General features: G+C 66.9%; 22 protein-coding genes and 1 tRNA gene. 17 read left to right on the forward strand and 6 right to left on the reverse strand.

Annotated elements, in window-relative coordinates; translation table 11 throughout:
* The first annotated feature begins 155 nt into the window (after positions 1-155).
* From raiA to WDN01_03555, 4 genes are all read left to right on the forward strand, one after another.
* The gene (raiA, locus tag WDN01_03540; protein MEJ0025081.1) at positions 156-485 is read left to right on the forward strand and encodes a ribosome-associated translation inhibitor RaiA; all 330 of its coding nucleotides are present in this window, start codon (positions 156-158) and stop codon (positions 483-485) included.
* A gap of 20 nt (positions 486-505) precedes the next feature.
* Entirely contained in the window at positions 506-979 is a 474-nt protein-coding gene (gene ptsN / locus WDN01_03545; GenBank protein ID MEJ0025082.1) for a PTS IIA-like nitrogen regulatory protein PtsN, read from the forward strand.
* Positions 980-1,304: 325 nt separating this feature from the next.
* Positions 1,305-1,688: a DUF305 domain-containing protein gene (locus WDN01_03550; protein ID MEJ0025083.1), complete on the forward strand. Its 384-nt coding sequence runs from the start codon at positions 1,305-1,307 to the stop codon at positions 1,686-1,688.
* A gap of 11 nt (positions 1,689-1,699) precedes the next feature.
* A complete protein-coding gene (locus WDN01_03555; protein MEJ0025084.1) occupies positions 1,700-3,151 on the forward strand; it encodes a YncE family protein in 1,452 nt (483 codons plus the stop codon).
* A 78-nt stretch (positions 3,152-3,229) separates the two neighbouring features.
* Here the strand turns inward: WDN01_03555 and WDN01_03560 are convergent, their stop codons facing one another.
* Positions 3,230-3,481: a DUF1150 family protein gene (locus tag WDN01_03560; protein ID MEJ0025085.1), complete on the reverse strand. Its 252-nt coding sequence runs from the start codon at positions 3,479-3,481 to the stop codon at positions 3,230-3,232.
* A complete protein-coding gene (locus WDN01_03565; GenBank protein ID MEJ0025086.1) occupies positions 3,478-3,927 on the reverse strand; it encodes an Hsp20 family protein in 450 nt (149 codons plus the stop codon). The genes WDN01_03560 and WDN01_03565 overlap by 4 nt, the downstream gene beginning before the upstream one ends.
* Before the next feature lie 167 nt (positions 3,928-4,094).
* On the opposite strand from WDN01_03565, the gene WDN01_03570 reads away from it, so the two are divergent.
* From WDN01_03570 to WDN01_03585, 4 genes are all read left to right on the forward strand, one after another.
* The gene (locus WDN01_03570; GenBank protein MEJ0025087.1) at positions 4,095-5,852 is read left to right on the forward strand and encodes an aminodeoxychorismate synthase component I; all 1,758 of its coding nucleotides are present in this window, start codon (positions 4,095-4,097) and stop codon (positions 5,850-5,852) included.
* Positions 5,853-5,923: 71 nt separating this feature from the next.
* Positions 5,924-6,247, forward strand: coding sequence for a metalloregulator ArsR/SmtB family transcription factor (locus tag WDN01_03575; GenBank protein ID MEJ0025088.1), 324 nt, complete (start codon positions 5,924-5,926; stop codon positions 6,245-6,247).
* On the forward strand, positions 6,244-6,651 hold the full coding sequence (locus WDN01_03580) for an SRPBCC domain-containing protein (protein ID MEJ0025089.1): 408 nt from the start codon (positions 6,244-6,246) through the stop codon (positions 6,649-6,651). Before WDN01_03575 ends, WDN01_03580 begins: the two co-directional genes overlap by 4 nt.
* Positions 6,648-7,088 carry a DUF1801 domain-containing protein gene (locus WDN01_03585; GenBank protein MEJ0025090.1) on the forward strand — a complete coding sequence of 147 codons (441 nt, stop codon included), beginning with the start codon at positions 6,648-6,650 and terminating at the stop codon, positions 7,086-7,088. The genes WDN01_03580 and WDN01_03585 overlap by 4 nt, the downstream gene beginning before the upstream one ends.
* Before the next feature lie 5 nt (positions 7,089-7,093).
* Here the strand turns inward: WDN01_03585 and WDN01_03590 are convergent, their stop codons facing one another.
* Both WDN01_03590 and WDN01_03595 read right to left on the reverse strand, forming a co-directional pair.
* Entirely contained in the window at positions 7,094-7,468 is a 375-nt protein-coding gene (locus tag WDN01_03590; GenBank protein MEJ0025091.1) for a hypothetical protein, read from the reverse strand.
* Positions 7,465-8,964 (reverse strand): GMC family oxidoreductase, encoded by a 1,500-nt coding sequence (locus WDN01_03595; protein MEJ0025092.1) that lies wholly within the window; start codon positions 8,962-8,964, stop codon positions 7,465-7,467. The genes WDN01_03590 and WDN01_03595 overlap by 4 nt, the downstream gene beginning before the upstream one ends.
* A 244-nt stretch (positions 8,965-9,208) precedes the next feature.
* Between WDN01_03595 and WDN01_03600 the strand changes: the two genes are divergently transcribed.
* Entirely contained in the window at positions 9,209-9,499 is a 291-nt protein-coding gene (locus WDN01_03600) for a hypothetical protein (protein ID MEJ0025093.1), read from the forward strand.
* Positions 9,500-9,502: 3 nt separating this feature from the next.
* Here the strand turns inward: WDN01_03600 and WDN01_03605 are convergent.
* Positions 9,503-9,578: transfer RNA gene (locus WDN01_03605), tRNA-Ala, on the reverse strand.
* Between the two features lie 93 nt (positions 9,579-9,671).
* Positions 9,672-10,175 (reverse strand): TIGR02300 family protein, encoded by a 504-nt coding sequence (locus WDN01_03610; protein ID MEJ0025094.1) that lies wholly within the window; start codon positions 10,173-10,175, stop codon positions 9,672-9,674.
* Between the two features lie 142 nt (positions 10,176-10,317).
* Here WDN01_03610 and aroA point away from each other — a divergent pair, with 142 nt between their 5' ends.
* From aroA to WDN01_03650, 8 genes are all read left to right on the forward strand, one after another.
* Positions 10,318-11,616 carry a 3-phosphoshikimate 1-carboxyvinyltransferase gene (gene aroA / locus WDN01_03615; protein MEJ0025095.1) on the forward strand — a complete coding sequence of 433 codons (1,299 nt, stop codon included), beginning with the start codon at positions 10,318-10,320 and terminating at the stop codon, positions 11,614-11,616.
* Positions 11,613-12,281: a (d)CMP kinase gene (cmk, locus tag WDN01_03620; GenBank protein ID MEJ0025096.1), complete on the forward strand. Its 669-nt coding sequence runs from the start codon at positions 11,613-11,615 to the stop codon at positions 12,279-12,281. The genes aroA and cmk overlap by 4 nt, the downstream gene beginning before the upstream one ends.
* A 144-nt stretch (positions 12,282-12,425) precedes the next feature.
* A complete protein-coding gene (gene rpsA, locus WDN01_03625; protein ID MEJ0025097.1) occupies positions 12,426-14,168 on the forward strand; it encodes a 30S ribosomal protein S1 in 1,743 nt (580 codons plus the stop codon).
* Between the two features lie 193 nt (positions 14,169-14,361).
* Positions 14,362-15,456 (forward strand): ISAs1 family transposase, encoded by a 1,095-nt coding sequence (locus WDN01_03630; protein ID MEJ0025098.1) that lies wholly within the window; start codon positions 14,362-14,364, stop codon positions 15,454-15,456.
* 422 nt (positions 15,457-15,878) lie between these two features.
* Positions 15,879-16,289, forward strand: a complete 411-nt coding sequence (locus WDN01_03635; protein ID MEJ0025099.1) for a VOC family protein — start codon at positions 15,879-15,881, stop codon at positions 16,287-16,289.
* A gap of 9 nt (positions 16,290-16,298) precedes the next feature.
* On the forward strand, positions 16,299-16,685 hold the full coding sequence (locus tag WDN01_03640) for a TfoX/Sxy family protein (protein MEJ0025100.1): 387 nt from the start codon (positions 16,299-16,301) through the stop codon (positions 16,683-16,685).
* Positions 16,686-16,743: 58 nt separating this feature from the next.
* Entirely contained in the window at positions 16,744-18,438 is a 1,695-nt protein-coding gene (locus WDN01_03645; GenBank protein ID MEJ0025101.1) for an ATP-binding protein, read from the forward strand.
* Positions 18,439-18,619: 181 nt separating this feature from the next.
* Positions 18,620-18,916, forward strand: a complete 297-nt coding sequence (locus WDN01_03650; GenBank protein MEJ0025102.1) for an integration host factor subunit beta — start codon at positions 18,620-18,622, stop codon at positions 18,914-18,916.
* The last annotated feature ends 18 nt before the right edge of the window (positions 18,917-18,934 follow it).

The raw sequence follows: 18,934 nt of genomic DNA on the forward strand, positions 1-18,934 counted from the left end.
TGCGAAGAATCGCGGCCTTCCCGGCATCGTTAATTGCAAGAATTGACAATCGGAAAAGCTGGGCCTACACACCCGCGCCTTTCGCGTTGGGCGCGTGTCTTGAAAGCGGAACATTTGTGACGCAAACAGTGTCTCGGCCAGCACAGAAGAAGGCCATGCGGGTACGGGTTTCAGGCAAACAGGTCCAGATCGGCGAGACGCTTCCGGCCGGAGTCCGGGCGCGTCTCGAAGAAACGGTGGCCAAGCATTTCGACGGCGGCGCGGACGCCAATGTCGTGTTCTCTCACAACGGTCCGTTCTATCGGGTCGACTGCACGCTGCATCTGGATTCCAAGACGATCATAAAATCGGAAGGCGAGGGGGCGGACGCACACCGGGCGTTCGATAAAGCCTTTCTTCATATCGAGGCCCAGCTTCGCCGTTACAAGCGCAAGCTGAAGAACCATCACCCCAAGGCCCGTGCGCGCGCCAGCGCCGAGGCCTGACGGCATCGAAAAGGTCGCTCATGAAGATCTCCGATTTGCTCCAGCCCTCCGGTGTGGTCGCCACGCTCAAGGTGCACGGCAAGAAGCAGCTCCTGCAGGAACTCGCCGCGCGCGCCGCCACGCTGGTGCGCCAGCCCGAGCGCAAGATCTTCGAGACGCTGATGGAGCGCGAGCGCCTCGGCACCACCGGCGTGGGGCAGGGCATCGCGATCCCGCACGGCCGCCTCGCCGACCTCAAGGACATCGTCGGCGTCTTTGCGCGGCTGGAATCTCCGATCGACTACGACGCGGTGGACAACCAGCCGGTCGATCTCGTCTTCATGCTGCTGGCGCCCGAAGGCGCCGGCGCCGATCACCTGAAAGCGCTGGCCCGCGTCTCGCGTCTCTTGCGCAACCAGCAGGCCACCGAGAAGCTGCGCGCTGCCAAGACCGCCGAAGCGCTCTACGCCATCCTCACCGAGCCGACCGGCACCGCGGGCGCCCAGGCGGCCTGAGCGGCGCGCGGCGGCGCCATCGGTTCGGGCGCCCCTTCTCGATATCGTCTGCGCCGTCGCCGGGGACGCGTCGTGCTCCATGATCGCGACGAAAAGCCGAGACGCGTCCGGCGGTCGGCCGCTTTTGCGCCAAACGCACTAGCGCGTTCACATTTGCACTATTTTTGGGGCCGGCGGAGGCGCCATTGTTTTCGCGAAACCACGCGAAAAATCGACCATGACCGCTACCCTTTCTCGACCGCCCGATCCGACCGCGGGATCCGGCTTGCCCGGTCGGCCGGCTGAAGCGGCGATACGATCCCTTCCGTTTCGAATCCGCCCCGGCATGCAGGCGCTCGTCTTGGTTTTTCTTGTCGTTTCCGCGCCGCTGGTGCTCGCTGCCGACACGGTGTCTGCCGAGGCACCTTTCCTGGCGCAGAACGACGCCGCGATGGCGCGCATGATGAACGCGATGGCGGTCAAGCCGACCGGCGACGTCGACCGCGATTTCGTCGCGATGATGGTGCCGCATCACCAGGGCGCCATCGACATGGCGCTGGCGGTTCTGCGCTACGGCCGCAATGAGCGGCTGCGGCGCCTGGCGCAGGAGATCATCGTGACGCAGCAGCAGGAGATCGCGGCGATGCGGCTTGCCGTGGGCGAGCCGCTGCCGCCGTCGATCCCGTCGCCGACCGCCGCGGCGATGCCTCCCGACATGAAGATGAAATAGGAGCGTTTCCCGTGAAGCATCGCCTGCTCGCCCTGTTGGCCGCCACCGTCCTCGCCTGTCCCTTGCCCGCCTTCGCCGGACAGGCGCCCTTCGCCGCCGCCGCTCCCGACATACCGCTGAGCCACCACGACCGCGTCTACGCGGCCGAGCAGTTCTCCAACACCGTCTCCGTCACCGATCCGGCCAGCAACACGCTGCTCGGCGTCATCCGCCTCGGCGATCCGCAGCCGGGCAATCTCAGCCCGCTCTACCGCGGCCAGGTCCTGGTGCACGGCATGGGCTTCTCGCCCGACCGCAAGACGATCGCCGTGGTCTCCATCGGCACCAATTCCGTCAGCTTCATCGACACCGCGACCAACACGGTAAAGCACGTCGCCTATGTCGGCCGCGCTCCGCACGAGGCGTTCTTCACGCCGGACGGCAGCGAGGTCTGGGTGACGGTGCGCGGCGAGGATTATGTCGCGGTGCTCGACGGCACGACCTTCGCGGAGAAGACGCGGATCAAGGTGCCCAACGGCCCCGGCATGCAGATCTTCTCGCCCGACGGCACATACGGCTATGTCTGCTCGTCCTTCACGCCCGAGACCGTCGTCGTCACCGTCGCCGACCACCGGATCGTCGGCCATGTGCCGCAGGCCAGCCCGTTCTGCCCCAACATCGCCGCGTCGCCCGACGGCACGCAGGTCTGGTTCACGCTCAAGGATGTCGGCAAGACCCAGGTGTTCGACGCCAAGCCGCCCTTCGCGCTGCTCCAGACCATCGACACCGGTCCGATCACCAACCATGTGAACTTCGCGCACAACGCCAACGGCACGTTTGCGTATGTGACGGTCGGCGGCCTGAACGTCGTCAAGGTGTTCCGTACCGACACCTTCGCGCCGGTCGCGACGATTCCGGTCGGCAACCTGCCGCACGGCGTCTGGCCGTCGGGCGACGGCGCGCGCGTCTATGTCGGGCTCGAGAACGCGGACGGCCTCGCCGCCATCGACACGCTGACCAACACGGTGATCGCGACCGTCCCCATCGGCCAGGCGGCCCAGGCCGTGAACTACGTCCCCGGCGCGGTGCCGGACGGCGATGGCCTGCAGGGCCTCCAGCCGCTCGGCGTCGCCGGCGTGACCGCCCATCTGGCGATGTCGCCGGACGGCAAGGCGAACGGTGTGCCGCCGACCAGCGTCTCGCTGTTCGACCAGGGCCTCTCCCAGGTGCTGGAGGCCTCCGTGACGGGTCTGGCGCCCAAGCAGCCCTATGTCCTGGCCCTGGCCGCCAAGCCGGACGGCAGCGGCGCGCTGGAGCCCTTGTCGGCCTTCACGACCAACCCGGCCGGCTCGGCCATCGTCAACGCGGTCGGACCCATCCGGCAGATCGTGCAGGACGCCGCCAAGCCGCAGCGCCGCTACCTCGTGATCCTGGCGGGCACGCCCGACAAGCTCGGCCCGCCCGTCCAGCGCCAGATCCCTTGAGCCCCGAAACGAAAGAAGCCGGCCGTCCTTGCGGACGACCGGCTTCTCCCGTTGAACCTACTCCGCGCAGGAGGGGGGCTAATGCACGGAGACAGGCGTCAGTTCGTTCTGCACCGCCGCGCCATAGGCGCTGTCATAGGCGTCGGTGTAGCCCAGCACGCTGCCGTCGACGGCGTGCAGCACATAGAGCTTCACGCCTTTCGGAAGCGTGATCCCCGGAGGGATCAGGCCCAGCCGGTGGGCCTCTTCGTCGCCCGTCGGCTTGATGTAGGTCAGCCGGCCGCCGCCGAAGGCGGGCGCATTGTTGTCCATTTTCATTTCATTGCTCATGACTGAACTCCTTCGCCCTTCACATTCGTATTGCCGGCACGCGTCCGGATGTCGATCGTCCGCACGACGCTGTCCGCGGCTGGACGGGAGAGCTCGATCGTGAGCAACCCATTTTCCAACTCCGCACCGGAAACTTCGATCCCTTCGGCCAGCACGAAAGCACGCTGGAATTGTCGTGCCGCGATGCCGCGGTGAAGGAACGTTTTGTCGTTGGCCTCAACCTGCTTGCCCCGGATGACCAGTTGGCGGCCCTCGACGGTGACGCCCAACTCGTCCCGGCCGAAGCCGGCGACCGCGAGCGTGATCTTGAGTTTGTCCTCGGCCGACTGCTCGATGTTGTACGGCGGGTAGCCGTCTCCGGCGCTTTTGGCGGTTCGTTCGAGCAGGCGTTCGAGGTGCTCGAAACCCAGGAGAAACGGGCTGTTGAAGTAAACATTCCTGTTCATGTTCCAAGCCCTCCTTCAAGCGGCTCAGGGTACTCTGCCGGCCCTCCCTGGGAGCTGCCGGAATTCGTTTCTGGCCCTTATCGGCACCAGCGTCTGCGATAGAATGTGGGGACCGGCTCCGCCAAATCAAGGGATAGGCCCTTGAGACGTTAACCCTGGGTAACCGCGTGCAGAGTTCCCCCACCGTCATCCTGGACGACGCGACCCCCGGTGCCGAGCGGCTGCTGCGATTTGGAGCGCCCGACGCGGTCGTTCAAGCCCGCCGGCCCGACGAGGTTCCCGCCGCGCTGGCCCGGATCGAGGCCGCGCTGGCCGCCGGCCGCCATGTCGCCGGCTGGTTCGGCTATGAGCTGGGCTATGTCCTGGAGCCGCACCTGGCGCCCCTGCGCTGGCCGGACGATCGGGCGCCGCTCCTCTGGTTCGGCATTTTCGACGCCCCCGAATCGGTTTCCCGCGCCGGTCTCGCCGCCGCCGGCCGGGCCTATGCCGGCCCGCTGCGCCACGAATGGGACGAGGCCGCCTATGGGCGCCGCTTCGACCGTGTTCATGCCTATATCGGCGCCGGCGACATCTATCAGGCCAATCTCAGCTTCCGCTCGCGCTTCGCCTTCGCCGGCGACCCGCTGGCGCTCTATCTGCGCCTGCGCGACCGCGCCCAGGCGGCCCACGGCGCCTATATCGACGACGGCGAACGGCAGATCTTAAGTCTCTCGCCCGAACTGTTCTTCCGCATCGCGCCGCAGGGCCGCATCTGGGCGCGGCCGATGAAGGGCACCGCGCCGCGCGGTGCCGACGAACTCTCCGACGCCCGCGCCCGGGCGGCGCTCGCCGTCTCGCCGAAGGACCGCGCCGAGAATCTGATGATCGTCGATCTCGTGCGCAACGATATCGGAAGGCTGGCGCTGATCGGCAGCGTCGCGGTGGAGGATCTCTTCGCGGTCGAGACCTATCCGACGCTGCACACCATGGTCTCCACCGTCACCGCGCAGCTCAAGCCCGGAACGCGCGTCGAGCAGATCGTGCGCGCGCTGTTTCCCTGCGGCTCGATCACCGGCGCGCCGAAAATCCGCGCCATGGAGATCATCCGCGAATTGGAGCAGAGCCCGCGCGGCCTCTATTGCGGCGCCATCGGCCATTTTGCGCCCGACGGCTCGGCCAGCTTCAACGTCGCCATCCGCACCATCGCGATAGAGCGGGGCCGAGGCACGCTCGGCATCGGCGGCGCCGTGGTCCAGGATTCGCGGGCGGACGCCGAATATGCCGAATGCCTCCTCAAGGCGCGCTATTTCGACAGCGTCCGCGAGCCCATCGGCCTGATCGAGACGCTGCGCTGGGAGAGCGGCTTCGTCCGCCCGGACCGCCATCTCGCGCGCATGGAAGCGTCGGCGGCATTTCTCTCGCTCCCCTTCGACCGCCACGCCGCGCTGGCGGCGCTGTCCGCCGCCGTCGCGCGGGCGCGCGAGCCGCTGCGCGTGCGCCTGACGCTGGACGAGCAGGGCGCCTTCGCCGCCACCGCGGCGCCGCTCGAACCCGCGCCGTCGGTCTGGACCTTCGCGCTGTCGCCGCGTCGCGTCGCGAGCTCGGACGTCCTGCTCCGCCACAAGACGACCTGGCGGTCGTTCTACGACGAGGAACCGGCGCGCCTCGGCGCCGACGAAGCACTGTTCTGCAACGAGCGCGGCGCGCTCACCGAGGGCAGCCGCAGCACCCTCTTCCTGCGGCGCGGCGGCACGCTCCTCACGCCGCCGCTCGCATGCGGCCTGCTCGACGGCGTCCTGCGCCGCGAGCTGATCGAGCAGGGGCGCTGCATCGAAGCGGTACTGACGCCGGACGATCTCGCCACGGCGGACGAAATATTCTTCGGCAATTCCCTGCGGGGCCTGATCCGCGCCGAACCGGCCGCCTTGGCGCAGGCAACCGGCTGAGCGACACGCTTGACCGATACATATCCCGTTGGTTATACGTTTATCGATAGCCAACGGGTTATTGATCGCGCATGCCGACCGCCCATGACATGCTCTTCCGGACCCTCGCCGATCCGACAAGGCGGGCCATCTTCGAGCGGCTGTGCCGCGAAGGCGAGGCGACCGTCGGAGCCCTGACGGCACGGGCCGGCGTCTCGCAGCCGGCCGTCTCCAAGCATCTGGGCGTCCTGAAGCAGGCCGGCCTGGTGCGCGACCGCCACGAAGGCCGCCAGACGCATTACAGCGCGCGGCTTCGCGCCCTGGCGCCGCTGATCGACTGGACGAGCCGGATGACCGGCTTCTGGCAAGGCCGTTTCGACAAACTCGAAGATCTTCTCAAAAGGATGGACCAATGAGCAACACCGCGACCGAAACGCGCTCCATCACCGTCGAGCGCGAATTCCCGTTTGCGCCGGAAAAGCTCTGGCGCGCGCTCACCCAGCCGCATCTGATCGCGGAGTGGCTCATGCAGAACGACTTCGAGCCCGTCGTCGACCGCCGCTTCAATCTCCGCGCCGATTGGGGAACGGTCGACTGCAAAGTCCTGACCGTCGAGCCGAACCGGACGCTGTCTTACACCTGGGAAGCGATGGGGCTCGAGAGCGTCATCGTCTGGACACTCACGCGGACGGACGCGGGAACCCATCTGCGCATGGTGCAGTCCGGCTTCCGGCCGGATCAGACCCGCGCCTATCAGGGCGCCACGTTCGGCTGGCAGAGATTCTTCGCGAACCTGGAACAGGTCCTGGCGCGGCCATGACGAGCGCGAAGAAGAGCGCTTCGAAGGATGCCGGCGGCGGGGCCTCCCGGCTGATCGATGCGAAGATCGAGCAATTGGGCGACTGGCGCGGCGAGATGCTCGGCCGGCTGCGTGCCCTGGTCCGGCAGGCCGATCCCGAAATCGTCGAGGAGTGGAAATGGAGAGGGGTGCCGGTGTGGTCGCATGACGGAATCGTCAGCACGGGCGAGACCTACAAGACCGTCGTGAAGATGACCTTCGCCAAGGGCGCTTCGCTGGCGGATCCTTCGGGTCTCTTCAATTCCAGTCTCGAAGGCAATATGAGACGCGCGATCGATTTTCGCGAGGGCGACAAGATCGACGCGCGCGCCCTGAAGGAGCTCGTCCGGGCCGCCGTCGAACTCAATCGGGCCAAGTCGAAGAAGAAAGCACCGGCCCGGGCGAAGAAACCCGAATAGCGCGCCTAGCTTTCCAGCGCCGCGAGCTCGCACAGAAGGACGAGCGTCTCCGGCAGGACCCAGCCCTGGACCTCCAAGAGCTTCCCCTCCGCCAGGTCCGAATCCGCGGCGACGAGCAGCGTGCGCTGGCCCAGCCGCGGCCGCAGCTCCTTCGCCAGTTTCGCGGGCGTGACCGGCCCGGCTGTCTTGAGCGCGGCGGCGCCGACCTTCACCGCCTCCTCGCGGTCGACAAGCTGGGCGAACAGGTCGTCATAGGGCGTCTTGCGATATTGGCGCCCGAACAGGCGCGGCACGGTGATGCCGAGCGCCGCGATGCCCAGCGCGGCGGCGATGCCGCCGCCGACCGTCACCGCCCGCCGGCTGTATCCGTTGGCGCTCATGCGAGCACCTTGCGCAGGTGCTGCGCCAGCCGCAGCGTCAGCGCCACGAGATTGAGCGTCGGATTGGAGGCGCTGTAGGTCGGAAACACCCCGCTGCCCGAGACGAACAGGTTGCCGATGCCGTGCACCTTCAGATTGGCGTCGACCACGCCCTGCCGCGGATCGGCATGCATCCGCGTGGTGCCCAGGTGGTGGTCGCCCCAGTCGAGCGCGCCTTCCCATTCCGCCCTGGTGTCGTAGTTCAGGCGGATCATGCCGCTCCCGGCGCTCAGCAATTGCCGGCCCAGCTCCTTCATCGTGTCGCGATAGCGGCGGAAATCCGCGTCGGCGACGCGATTGGTCAGCTTGAGCCGCGGCATGCCCAGCGCGTCGCGCTCGCTCGTGAGCGTCAGCCTGCGATCCGGGTCGGGCTGCAGTTCCAGGCCGCAGCCGATGGAATAGGCCTTGGCGTTGCTGGCCGCCGCGCCGACCGCCAGCGCCGCCGTCACGATCGCCGCCTTGTCCAGCTCGTTCAGCTCGACGGGATTTTCCACCGTCGACAGCGAGCCCGTCACCTGGCGCGTGCGCTTGAAATCGTCCGTCGGCGCGAAGGTGGCGCGCAGGATGGCGCCGCCCGTCGGCGTGCCGTTGAAATAATAGCCGGGCAGGTCGCCCGCGAAGCTGACCAGGGTCGCGGTGTCGCGCGGGATCGGATGGTCGGCGAAGAAGCGCCCGACCAGGTCGTTCTGGTTTCCGACCCCGGCCGGCGCGACCGCGTTGGACGCCAGCATCAGCCGCGCATTCTCGACCGCGCCGAGCGCCAGCACCGTCGCCTTCGGCCGCACCTTGAATGTGTGTCCGCCCAGCGTCGCCACGTCGAAGCTGTCGATCGCGGCGGCGTTCGGCGCCAGGTTCAGCGCGGTCGCATTGGCGCGCAGGAACACTTTGAGATTGGGGACGCGCTTCAGGTCGGCGCCATAGCGCTCGCCGAAATGGGTCGGCAGGATGCCGTCGCGGGTCTTGGAGAACTGGAACCAGCTCGTATAGACCCCGCCGCCCGCCAGCGTCATCGGCGGCGCCAGCGCCGCCATGGTGGGCGTTGCGCCGTCATAGAGCCAGGCGCCGACTTCGCACAGCGCCTGCGCCCGCTTGAAATACGGCTTCAATTCGCCGATGCCGAACGGCCAGCCGGAATGGGGCAGCCAGTCGCGCGTCTCGAAATCGATCGGATCGAGCGGCCGGCACCAGCCGCCCCAATGGTTCGAACTGCCGCCCAGATAGCGCATGCGCGAGGCGTCCAGCGGCAGGTAGCGCACGCCGCTCGTGGTGCCGGCATAGAGCGCCTGGGTGGCGCCGTCGAAGTCGAGGCCGCCGCTCTCGAACAGCATCATGCGGATGGGGGTATGCGCCAGCGCGAGGGCGAGCGTGATCCCCGCGGGGCCGCCGCCGATGATGGCAAGGTCCGGTTCCTGAAGGGTGCCCGCGGGAACGGTCCGGGCGTCGATGAAGGCATTCAAGGGAGGACGTCCGGGATGGGCTCTGGGAGGCGTGACGCTAGGCTTGCGGGGCGGGTGCTGTCTTGTCGGAAATGTCGCGGCGCCGCAAGCCGGCCCGAAATCCCATTGTTTTCAAGCACCGGCGCTCATCGCCGCGCCGCGCAAACTTTCATTGCCGCAGTGCACAAAACGCTTGCGTATAAGGTAAATGCTTGGAAAAATTGCGCAGGCGAGTGTTGCTTATCGCCTGCGTAGGGGAACTGAAATGCGACTGCGCTGCGTTTTGGCGCTGGCATTGCCGCTGGCTGCGTGTACCGGTGGGAACTGGTCCGGCACCGCCGCGTCTTCGCCTGCCCCGTCCGATCCCAACATCGTCCCGGTCGCCGTGCAGCCGGTCGCGACCGTCCCGCCCAAGATCGAAGGCTTTTGCCGCGACGTTGCGAATGCGCGGACGAGAGACACGGCCGATCAAGGCTTCGATACCTCGATTCAGCAAGCCGTCTACGACCATACCTATGCGGATTGCGTGCGCTGGTCGAACCAGCTTTCCCGGTAGATTTGGTGGAGCCAAGCGGGATCGAACCGCTGACCTCCTGCATGCCATGCAGGCGCTCTCCCAGCTGAGCTATGGCCCCGTACCAGAAAACAGATGTCGGGCATCAGGTATCAGAATTCGCCGGGCGGCGTCATCAGGTTTGATTCCCGATGCCTGATTCCTGATCCCCGGCCTAACGTTCGTCCTTCTCGATATCGGCGTCGATGATGCCGCTGACGTCGTCGTTCTCGTCTTCGTCTTCTTCGAGGAGGCTGTTGTCGTCCTCCTCGTCCTCGTCGTCTTCCTCGACGACGATGTCCTCGATGTCGTCCTCGTCGACCACCGACATGCCGGCGCCTTCGGTCTCGGTCTCTTCGGCGGCTTCTTCCTCTTCCTCGTCCTCGCCGGTGGCGGCGATCTGGATCGGCGCCTCGTCCGGGATCGGCTCGACGACTTCCTCGACCTCGGCCTCTTCGCTCTCCTCGTCCTCGTTCTCCGCCTCTTCATCGTCGGCTTCGGCGGCGGCGGGCTGCGCGGCGACGGCTTCGGGCTGGCGCGGACGGCGCTGCTTGTACATCGCCTCGGGCTCGAAGGTGAACTGACACTTCGGGCACTCGATGGGACGCTTCTGGAGGTCGTAGAACCGCGCCGTGCAATTGGGGCACACGCGCTTCAAACCGAGATCTGCCTTGACCAATCTATTGCTTCCCGTGAAGAAGGGTTTCTTTGGAAGGCGGGTCGTTTGCCACGCCTGACACCGGCTGTCAAAGAAGTTTTGGGGCGTAGAGATGCACGGTTCCGGCGCGGCCAGGCCCTTGAAATCGCGGAAATCTTCCGGGTTGCGGGGCATCGCGGCGGTTCCCGGCGACAAATCCATCTCCCACCGGGCCTTGATCCTGGGTGCCCTGACGGTGGGCGAAACCGCCATTACCGGGCTTCTCGAAGCCGAAGACGTCCTCAACACCGCCGCCGCGATGCGGGCGTTCGGCGCCGCCGTCACCCATGACGGTCCCGGCGCCTGGCGCGTCCGGGGCACCGGCGTGGGCGGCTGGGGCGAGCCCGACAATGTGCTCGATTTCGGCAATTCCGGTACCGGCTCGCGCCTCGTCATGGGCGCCATGGCAACCGCGCCGATCACCGCGGTGTTCACCGGTGACGCCTCGCTGCGCGGCCGGCCGATGGCCCGGGTGCTCGATCCTCTGACGCATTTCGGCGCGGTCTACACCGCGCGCGCCCACGGCCTGATGCCGGTGACGCTGACCGGCGCCAAGCTCCCGATCGCCGTCGAGCATCACGTCGCTGTCGCCTCCGCCCAGGTCAAATCCGCGATGCTGCTGGCGGCGCTGGGCGCGCCGGGCCGCTCGCGCATCGGCCAGGACGCGCTCACCCGCGACCACACCGAGAAGATGCTCGCCGCCTTCGGCGCGAAGATCGAGATCGAGCCGCTCGCGACGGGCGAAGCGGTCCATGTGAGCGGCGAAGCCGAGCTCAAGCCCTGCGCCGTCGACGTGCCGCGCGATCCGTCCTCCGCCGCCTTCGCGCTGGTCGCCGCGCTGATCGTGCCGGGCTCGGAGGTGCGCATTCCGTCCGTGCTGCTCAATCCGCGTCGCATCGGCCTGATCGAGACCCTGCTGGAGATGGGCGCCTCTATCGCCATCGAGAACGAGCGGATCAGCGGCGGCGAAAGGATCGGCGACCTCGTCGCGCGCTCTTCGCAGCTCAGGGGCGTCGATGTGCCCCCCGACCGCGCGCCCGCGATGATCGACGAGTACCCGATCCTCGCCGTGGCGGCCGCCTTCGCCGAAGGCCGGACGGTGATGCGCGGTCTCGAAGAGCTGCGCGTGAAGGAAAGCGACCGCCTCGCCGCGATCGCCGCCGGTCTCAAGGCCAACGGCCTTACGACATCCGAAACCCACGACACGCTGACGGTGGAGGGCAGGGGCCTGGACGGCGTCCCCGGCGGCGCCCGCGTGGCGACGCATCTGGACCACCGCATCGCGATGAGCTTTCTGGTCATGGGTCTGGCCGCCAAGGACGCCGTCACCGTCGACGACACCGCGATGATCGCGACGAGCTTTCCCGAATTCGAGCAGCTCATGCGCGACCTGGGCGCCGATTTCCAGGCGGTGAATGCATGAGCATCGTCATCGCCGTCGATGGGACCGCGGCCTCCGGCAAGGGAACGCTCGCCAAGCGTCTCGCCCGGCACTTCAACTTCGCCCATATGGATTCCGGCTCACTCTACCGCCTGACCGCGCTCGCGGTGCTGGAGGCCAAGGGCGATCCAACCCGCGAGGCCGACGGGCTCCAGGGCGCCCGCGCCATAGACCTCTCCCGCGCCGGCAGCCCCGCCATCCGCACCGACGTGGTCGGCAAGGCGGCGAGCCAGGTCTCGGCCATCCCCGCCGTGCGCCGGGCGCTGCACGACTACCAGATCGCCTTCCTGGACCACCCGCCCGGCGGCAGCTTGGGCGCCGTGATGGACGGCCGCGACATCGGCACCGTCATCGCCCCCGGCGCGACCGCCAAGCTGTTCGTCGACGCCGACCCCAAGGTCCGCGCCCATCGCCGGCTCCTGGAGCTGGAAGCCATGGGCATCCTCCGCGACGAGGCCGATCTCTTCCAGGAGATCCTGGCCCGGGACGCGGCCGACCGCACACGCCCGATCTCCCCCATGGTCCGGGCGGCGGACGCGGACTTGCTTGATACCACCGCTTTGGGTATAGACGCCGCGTTCGCGGCAGCCCTCGCTTTGGTCTCACCGAAGATCGAGGACGCGCTCAAGGCTCGCCACAGGGGTTAGGAGACCCGGCGGCCTCTTCGAGCCACCCGAACTTGACCGACAACCCAACCGCCCAAGCGGGCTTTGCGTCCGCGCGGGAAGTCCATCACGCCGAAGCCCGAGGGCAAGGCGGATCGGCACGACGAAGTGAATTGGAAATACCGAATGGCTCGCTACGCGACCGCAACCAAGATCAGAGAAACCACCCTTGCATCCCCGAGCCGCGACGACTTCGCGGCCATGCTCGAAGCCAGCTTCGAGACCCAATCCCCCCAGGAAGGCGCCGTCATCACCGGCACCGTCGTCGGCATCGAGAACGATTTCGCCGTCATCGATGTCGGCCTGAAGACGGAAGGCCGCGTCAGCCTCAAGGAATTCGCGATGCCCGGCATGCCGGTCAACGTGAAGATGGGCGACAAGGTCGAGGTCTATCTCGAGCGCGTCGAGAACGCGCTGGGCGAAGCTGTCCTCAGCCGCGACAAGGCCCGCCGCGAGGAAAGCTGGATCAAGCTCGAGCGCGCCTTCAACGAGCAGACCCGCGTCACCGGCGTGATCTTCGGCCGCGTCAAGGGCGGCTTCACCGTCGATCTCGACGGCGCCGTTGCCTTCCTGCCCGGCAGCCAGGTCGATGTCCGCCCGATGCGCGATGTCGGCCCGCTGATGAACCAGCCGCAGCCCTTCCAGATCCTCAAGATGGATCGCCGCCGCGGCAACATCGTCGTCTCGCGTAGAGCGGTGCTCGAAGAGCGCCGCGCCGAGGAGCGCACCAGCCTCGTCGCTTCGCTTCAGGAGAAGCAGGTGGTCGAGGGCGTGGTCAAGAACATCACCGATTACGGCGCCTTCGTCGATCTCGGCGGCGTCGACGGCCTGCTCCACGTCACCGACATCGCATGGCGCCGCGTCAGCCATCCGACCGAGGTTCTCTCCGTCGGCCAGACCGTCACGGTGCAGATCATCAAGATCAACCATGAGACGCAGCGCATCAGCCTTGGCATGAAGCAGCTCCAGACCGATCCGTGGGAAGGCGTCGCCGTCAAGTACCCGCCGGGCGCCAAGTTCAAGGGCAAGGTCACCAACGTCACCGACTACGGCGCCTTCGTGGAGCTGGAGCCGGGCGTCGAGGGCCTGGTCCACGTCTCGGAAATGTCGTGGGTCAAGAAGAACGTCGCCCCGTCCAAGATCGTCATTCCGGGCACCGAGGTCGAAGTGCAGGTGCTGGAAGTCGATTCCAACAAGCGCCGCATCAGCCTCGGCCTCAAGCAGACCCAGGAGAACCCTTGGGAGTCCTTCATGCGCGAGCATCCGGTCGGCAGCACGATCGAGGGCGAGATCAAGTCGATCACCGAGTTCGGCCTGTTCGTCGGCCTCGGCCACGACATCGACGGCATGGTCCATCTCTCCGACTTGTCCTGGGCGAAATCCGGCGACGAGGCGGTCAAGGACTACGAGAAGGGCCAGATCATCTCGGCCAAGGTTCTCGACGTCGACTCCGAGAAGGAGCGTGTCAGCCTGGGCGTGAAGCAGCTTGGCGACGATCCGATCGAGAAGGCCGGCGCCGGCGGCGGCGCGCTGCGCAAGAACCAGGTCGTCACCGTCACCGTGACCCAGGTCAATGACGGCGGCATCGAGGTCGAGCTGGCGGACGGCGTGAAGTCGTTCATCCGCCGGAGCGATCTGGCGCGCGACCGCGGCGACCAGCGTCCGGAGCGTTTCCAGGTCGGCAACAAGGTGGACGTGCTGGTGACGCAGGTCGACAAGTCGAGCCGCAGGGTCTCGGTGTCGATCAAGGCGCGCGAGATCTCCGAAGAGAAGGAGGCCGTGGCGCAATACGGCTCGTCCGACTCGGGCGCGAGCCTGGGCGACATCCTGGGCGCGGCGCTGAAGAAGCGCGGCAAGACCGACGAGTAATCGTCGTCGCCTTTAGGGAAGCGGAAAGGGCGCGGAGCGATCCGCGCCTTTTTCTTTGTCCATGGCCAAGCGTTCGGCATCGATTTTCCTCCCCCGTTGTTGCGGGCAGGGGAATCGCATATGGGATTTTGGCGGTTGCGGGCTTGGTCTTTGTGGCTTCTGAAGGTGTCTTCTGATTCTTCAGGAGACGGGAATGGACAGCTTCCACGAGGTATTTGGGGACTTGCCCGATCCGCGCGCGGACAATGCGCGCCACGATCTTGTGGAAGTCCTTTTCATCGCCCTGGTTGGGACGCTGTGCGGGGCCACGTCGTGCAGCGACATGGAAGAGTTCGGACTGTCGAAGGAACCGCTTCTTCGGCAAATCCTGGTGCTGGAGCATGGCATTCCGAGCCACGACACCTTCAGCCGGGTGTTCCGGATGCTCGATCCGCAGGCGTTCGAGGCGGCCTTCCGGACGTTCATGGCGGCCTTTGGGGCGGCGGCGAAGCTGGGCAAGACCAAGGGCGTCGTGGCGGTGGACGGCAAGTCGCTGCGCCGCGCCTACGAGGCGGGCCAAAGCCACATGCCGCGGCTGATGGTGACGGCATGGGGCGCCCAGACCCGCATGGCCCTGGCCAACATGCTGGCGCCGGACAACGACGAGGCCGGCACGGCGCTGAAGCTGCTCGAACTGGTGGCGCTGAAGGGCTGCATCGTCACCGCCGACGCGCTGCACTGCCATCGCAAGATGGCCCGGACGATCGTGAACCGCGGCGGCGACTATGTGCTGGCGGTCAAGGACAACCAGCCGGGATTGTTGGCCGATGCCAAGGCAGCCCTGGCGGTGCTGCCCAAGGACACCGAACCGGCCAGGAGCCGGGACGGCCATCACGGCCGCACCGAAAGCCGCGCCGCCCTGGTCACCTCGGCCCCAGGCATGGCCGACAAGCACGCCTTCCCGGGCTTGAAGGCGGTGGCCAGGATCATCTGCCGCCGCGGCACGGACAAGCCCGTCGAGCGCTACTTCCTGCTGTCGCGCTCCTGCACCGGTGCCGAACTGCTGCGCATCGTACGGGCCCATTGGGGTATCGAAAACCAGCTCCACTGGGCCCTCGACGTCGTCCTCGACGAGGATCTGGCGCGCAGCCGAAAAGACAACGCGCCGCAAAACCTCGCCGTCCTCAGACGAACCGCACTCAACATCGCAAGAGCACATCCCAATACAAAGACTTCCCTGCGCCGCAAAATCCTCCGCGCAGGATGGGACGACAACTTCCTCTTCGACCTCATCAGACATATGCGATAGCCCTGTTGTTGCGGGGGAGGTGCCGAGCGAAGCGAGGCGGAGGGGGCCCGCGCCGCAAAGCGGACAGCGGGCCTATCCCGAGACTTATCCAACACCCCCGGCGCGGCCTTATGATGCCGCCATGAACAAGCTGATCCAATTCGTCATGCGGGCTCTCGCGCACCGCGTCTTTCGGTGTCTGCCCGGCGCGCTCACGCACATCTCGAAAACAATTATCTTGCCGAAACTGTCTCAACATATTGCCCGGAAAGAGATATTCGCACGGCGTCGTGTGCTGCCAAGGCACGCATCGCGGTTGCCATCTGCCGGTCGTCGCGTCTCCGCATGGCGCCGATCCGTCCCGCGCGCGTCTCCTGCCAAGCTCCTGACAGAACCCTGGCAGGAGCGGCCCGCTACGGTCTCGCTCCATTGAGGAGGGTTCTATGAGATTCGTATCCATGGCCGCCGGTTTCGTGCTGGCCACGCTGATCACCATCGGCGCGCATGCCGCCGTTCCGGACGACGCCGACTATGTCGAGTTCACCGTGCACGACATCGCCCGCGCCAAGACGTTCTATCGCGCGGTGTTCGGCTGGACCTTCACCGACTACGGTCCGACCTATGCCAGCTTCGACGACGGCCGCATCGGCGGCGGCTTCACGACGGACGGCGCGCCGCGCGCCGCCGGCGGTCCGCTTGTCGTGTTCTACGCCGCCGATCTGGACGCCACGCTCGCCAGGGTGAAGGCGGCCGGCGGCACGATCGTCAAGCCGCCCTTTGCCTTTCCCGGCGGGCGGCGCTTCCATTTCACCGATCCCGACGGCACCGAGATCGCCGTATGGTCCCGCAGATAGGAGCAATCCATGCCGCACGATCCGCGCGCCCTGCAGAAGGCGATGGAAGCCGCGCTGCCCGCGCATGTCGATTGGCGCTTCAAGCCGATGTTCGGCGGCATCGGCGTCTATGCCGACGACAAGATGTGCGTCTCGCTGTCCGACATCGGCCTCGCCGTGAAGCTGGCGCCCGCCGAACAGGACGCGCTCCTCAAGCTGAAGGGCGCCAGGCGGCTGCAATACGAGCCGTCCGCGCCGCCGAGCAAGACCTACATCGTCGTGCCCGACGCGATGTTGTCCGACCGCAAGGCGCTCGGCCATTGGCTGTCCGTCAGCGCCGCCCATGCCGCCGCCTCGCCGGCCGCAAAACGGCGCAAATCCGCGGCTGCCAAGCCCGGGAAACCGCGCCGGACTTAACGGGGCATTATCCCCGTTCTGGGTAGTTTCGGCGATGTTGCGCCGGGATCCCGACTTCGTGAACGTGTCCGCCCAGTCCATTGCGCCCGCGTCGCGGGACCGCGGCGTGCCGCAGTCTCTGGCGCTGCTGGGTCTGGCGATCTTCGCCACCACTTGGGCCTGTGTCGCGCTCGTCGAGCATAACGGCCGCATCTCGCCCCTCTGGGTCAGCAATGCGATCCTGCTGGCCTGCCTGCTGCGCCGCCCGACGCGGGCCTGGCTGCCGATGCTGGCGGTCGCGGCGCTCGCGGCCATTGCCGCCGATTTCGCGACCAACGACACCGTGTTCAACGCCATGGGCTTCTGCCTCGCCAATCTGACGGAAGTCCTCATCGTGGCGGTGCCGCTGCGCTGGCTCGGCTTCGATCGGGTGTTCAGCCGCACCGAGGTCCTGCTGACCTTCTACGGGCTGGTGATCGCGGCCTGCGCCGTCTCCGCGGGCATGGCGGGCGCGATGCTGCACTATTCCTCGGGCGCGTCGTTCTTCTCGGTCGCGCGGAGTTGGTTCGGCGCCGACACGCTGGGCCTCAGCCTGCTGGTGCCGTTCTTCATGTGCGTACGCTATGCCGCGGTCGAGGAGATGTTCGCGCCCGGCGCGCGGTTCGGCACCTTCGTGCTGCTGGGTCTCGTCGCCGCCATCGGCTATCTCTGCTATGCGCTGCCCCATTGGGCGCCGAGCTTCCTCTACTTTCCGGTCCTGATCCTGCTCACCTTCCGCCGCGGCTTCGCCGGCGGCGCGCTCGGATTGTCCATGGCGCTGGTGGTCTCGTTCTACATGGCGATCGACGATCAGGCCTCGGTGTCGCTCCTGCAGCACAGCCAGGCCGAGCGCATCGCGATGGTGCAGCTCTACTACGCCGTGATCGGCTTCACCGTCATCCTGGCCGGCGCCACGCTCGACGAGCGGCGGGCGCTGGAGAAAAGCCTCGCGCTTTCCGCCCAGCGCGCCGAGGCGGCGCGCGAGGAGGCGCTGCTCGCCAAGGACATGGCGGAGAAGGCGAGCCACGCCAAATCCTCCTTCCTCGCCAATATGAGCCACGAGCTGCGCACCCCGCTGAACGCGGTGCTCGGCTTCTCGGAGATCATCCACACCGAGATGTACGGCCCCAATGGCGACACGCGCTACCGCGACTATGCCGGCCTCATCCACAGCGCCGGAACGCACCTGCTCGACCTGATCGGCGACATCCTCGACATGTCGAAGATCGAGGCCGGCAAGCTCGAGCTCCACCGCGAACGGGTGAACACCGCGGCGCTGGTGCGCGAATGCGTCGAGCTGGTCTCCGAGCGCGCCGCCGCCGGCGGCGTCGCGCTGGACATGCGCGAGGCCCTGACTCCCGTCTTCCTCAGCGCCGACCGGCGCGCCCTCAAGCAGATCGTGCTGAACCTTCTGTCCAACGGCATCAAGTTCACCCCGGTCGGCGGCGTCGTCGCCATCGGCGTCAGCGACGAGGGCGCCCTGTGCCGCCTCTCGGTATCCGACACCGGCGTAGGGATATCGGCCGCCGAGATCGACCGCCTCGGCAATCCCTTCGTCCAGCTCTCGAACAATTCGGGCAACCACGCCGGAACGGGCCTGGGCCTGGCCCTGGTCCGCGGCCTGTCCGAGCTGCATGGCGGCCGCATGCGCATCCACAGCATCGAGGGCCAGGGGACGACGGTGACGGTGAGCATGCCGTTCAAGGCCCCCGTGGCGGACAGCCTGGCGGCCTGAGAGGCGAAAATCCGCGCTCCGGCAAGGCGCCAACCCCGCGACAGCCGGGCGGAACTCGCGCGCGTTTTAAAAAAATGCTGAGCTTTCAGGGACTTCCATTGACGATCTGTCGAGGAATTGTCACAGTTAACAGGTCGGGGCGGGGGATTCTGTCCCGCGCTGTTTCCCTCAGGGGCAGGGGATGATCAAGTCCGAACTGGTTGCAAGGCTCACCGCTCGCTATCCGCACCTGTATCACCGCGATATAGAGCGCATCGTCTCGACGATGCTGGATGAAATCACCAAGGCGCTGGCGTCCGGCCATCGCGTGGAATTGCGCGGTTTCGGCGCCTTTTCGGTGAAAGTCCGTCCGGCGCGCCAGGGCCGCAATCCGCGCACCGGGGAGCCGGTGTCGGTGGAAGAAAAACGCGCGCCCTTCTTCCGCACCGGCAAGGAGCTGCGCGAGCGTCTGAACAATGGCGACGGACGCGAGGATTAGCCCGCTTTTCGAGCCAGG

Source organism: Rhizomicrobium sp. (assembly GCA_037200985.1).
GTDB lineage: Bacteria > Pseudomonadota > Alphaproteobacteria > Micropepsales > Micropepsaceae > Rhizomicrobium.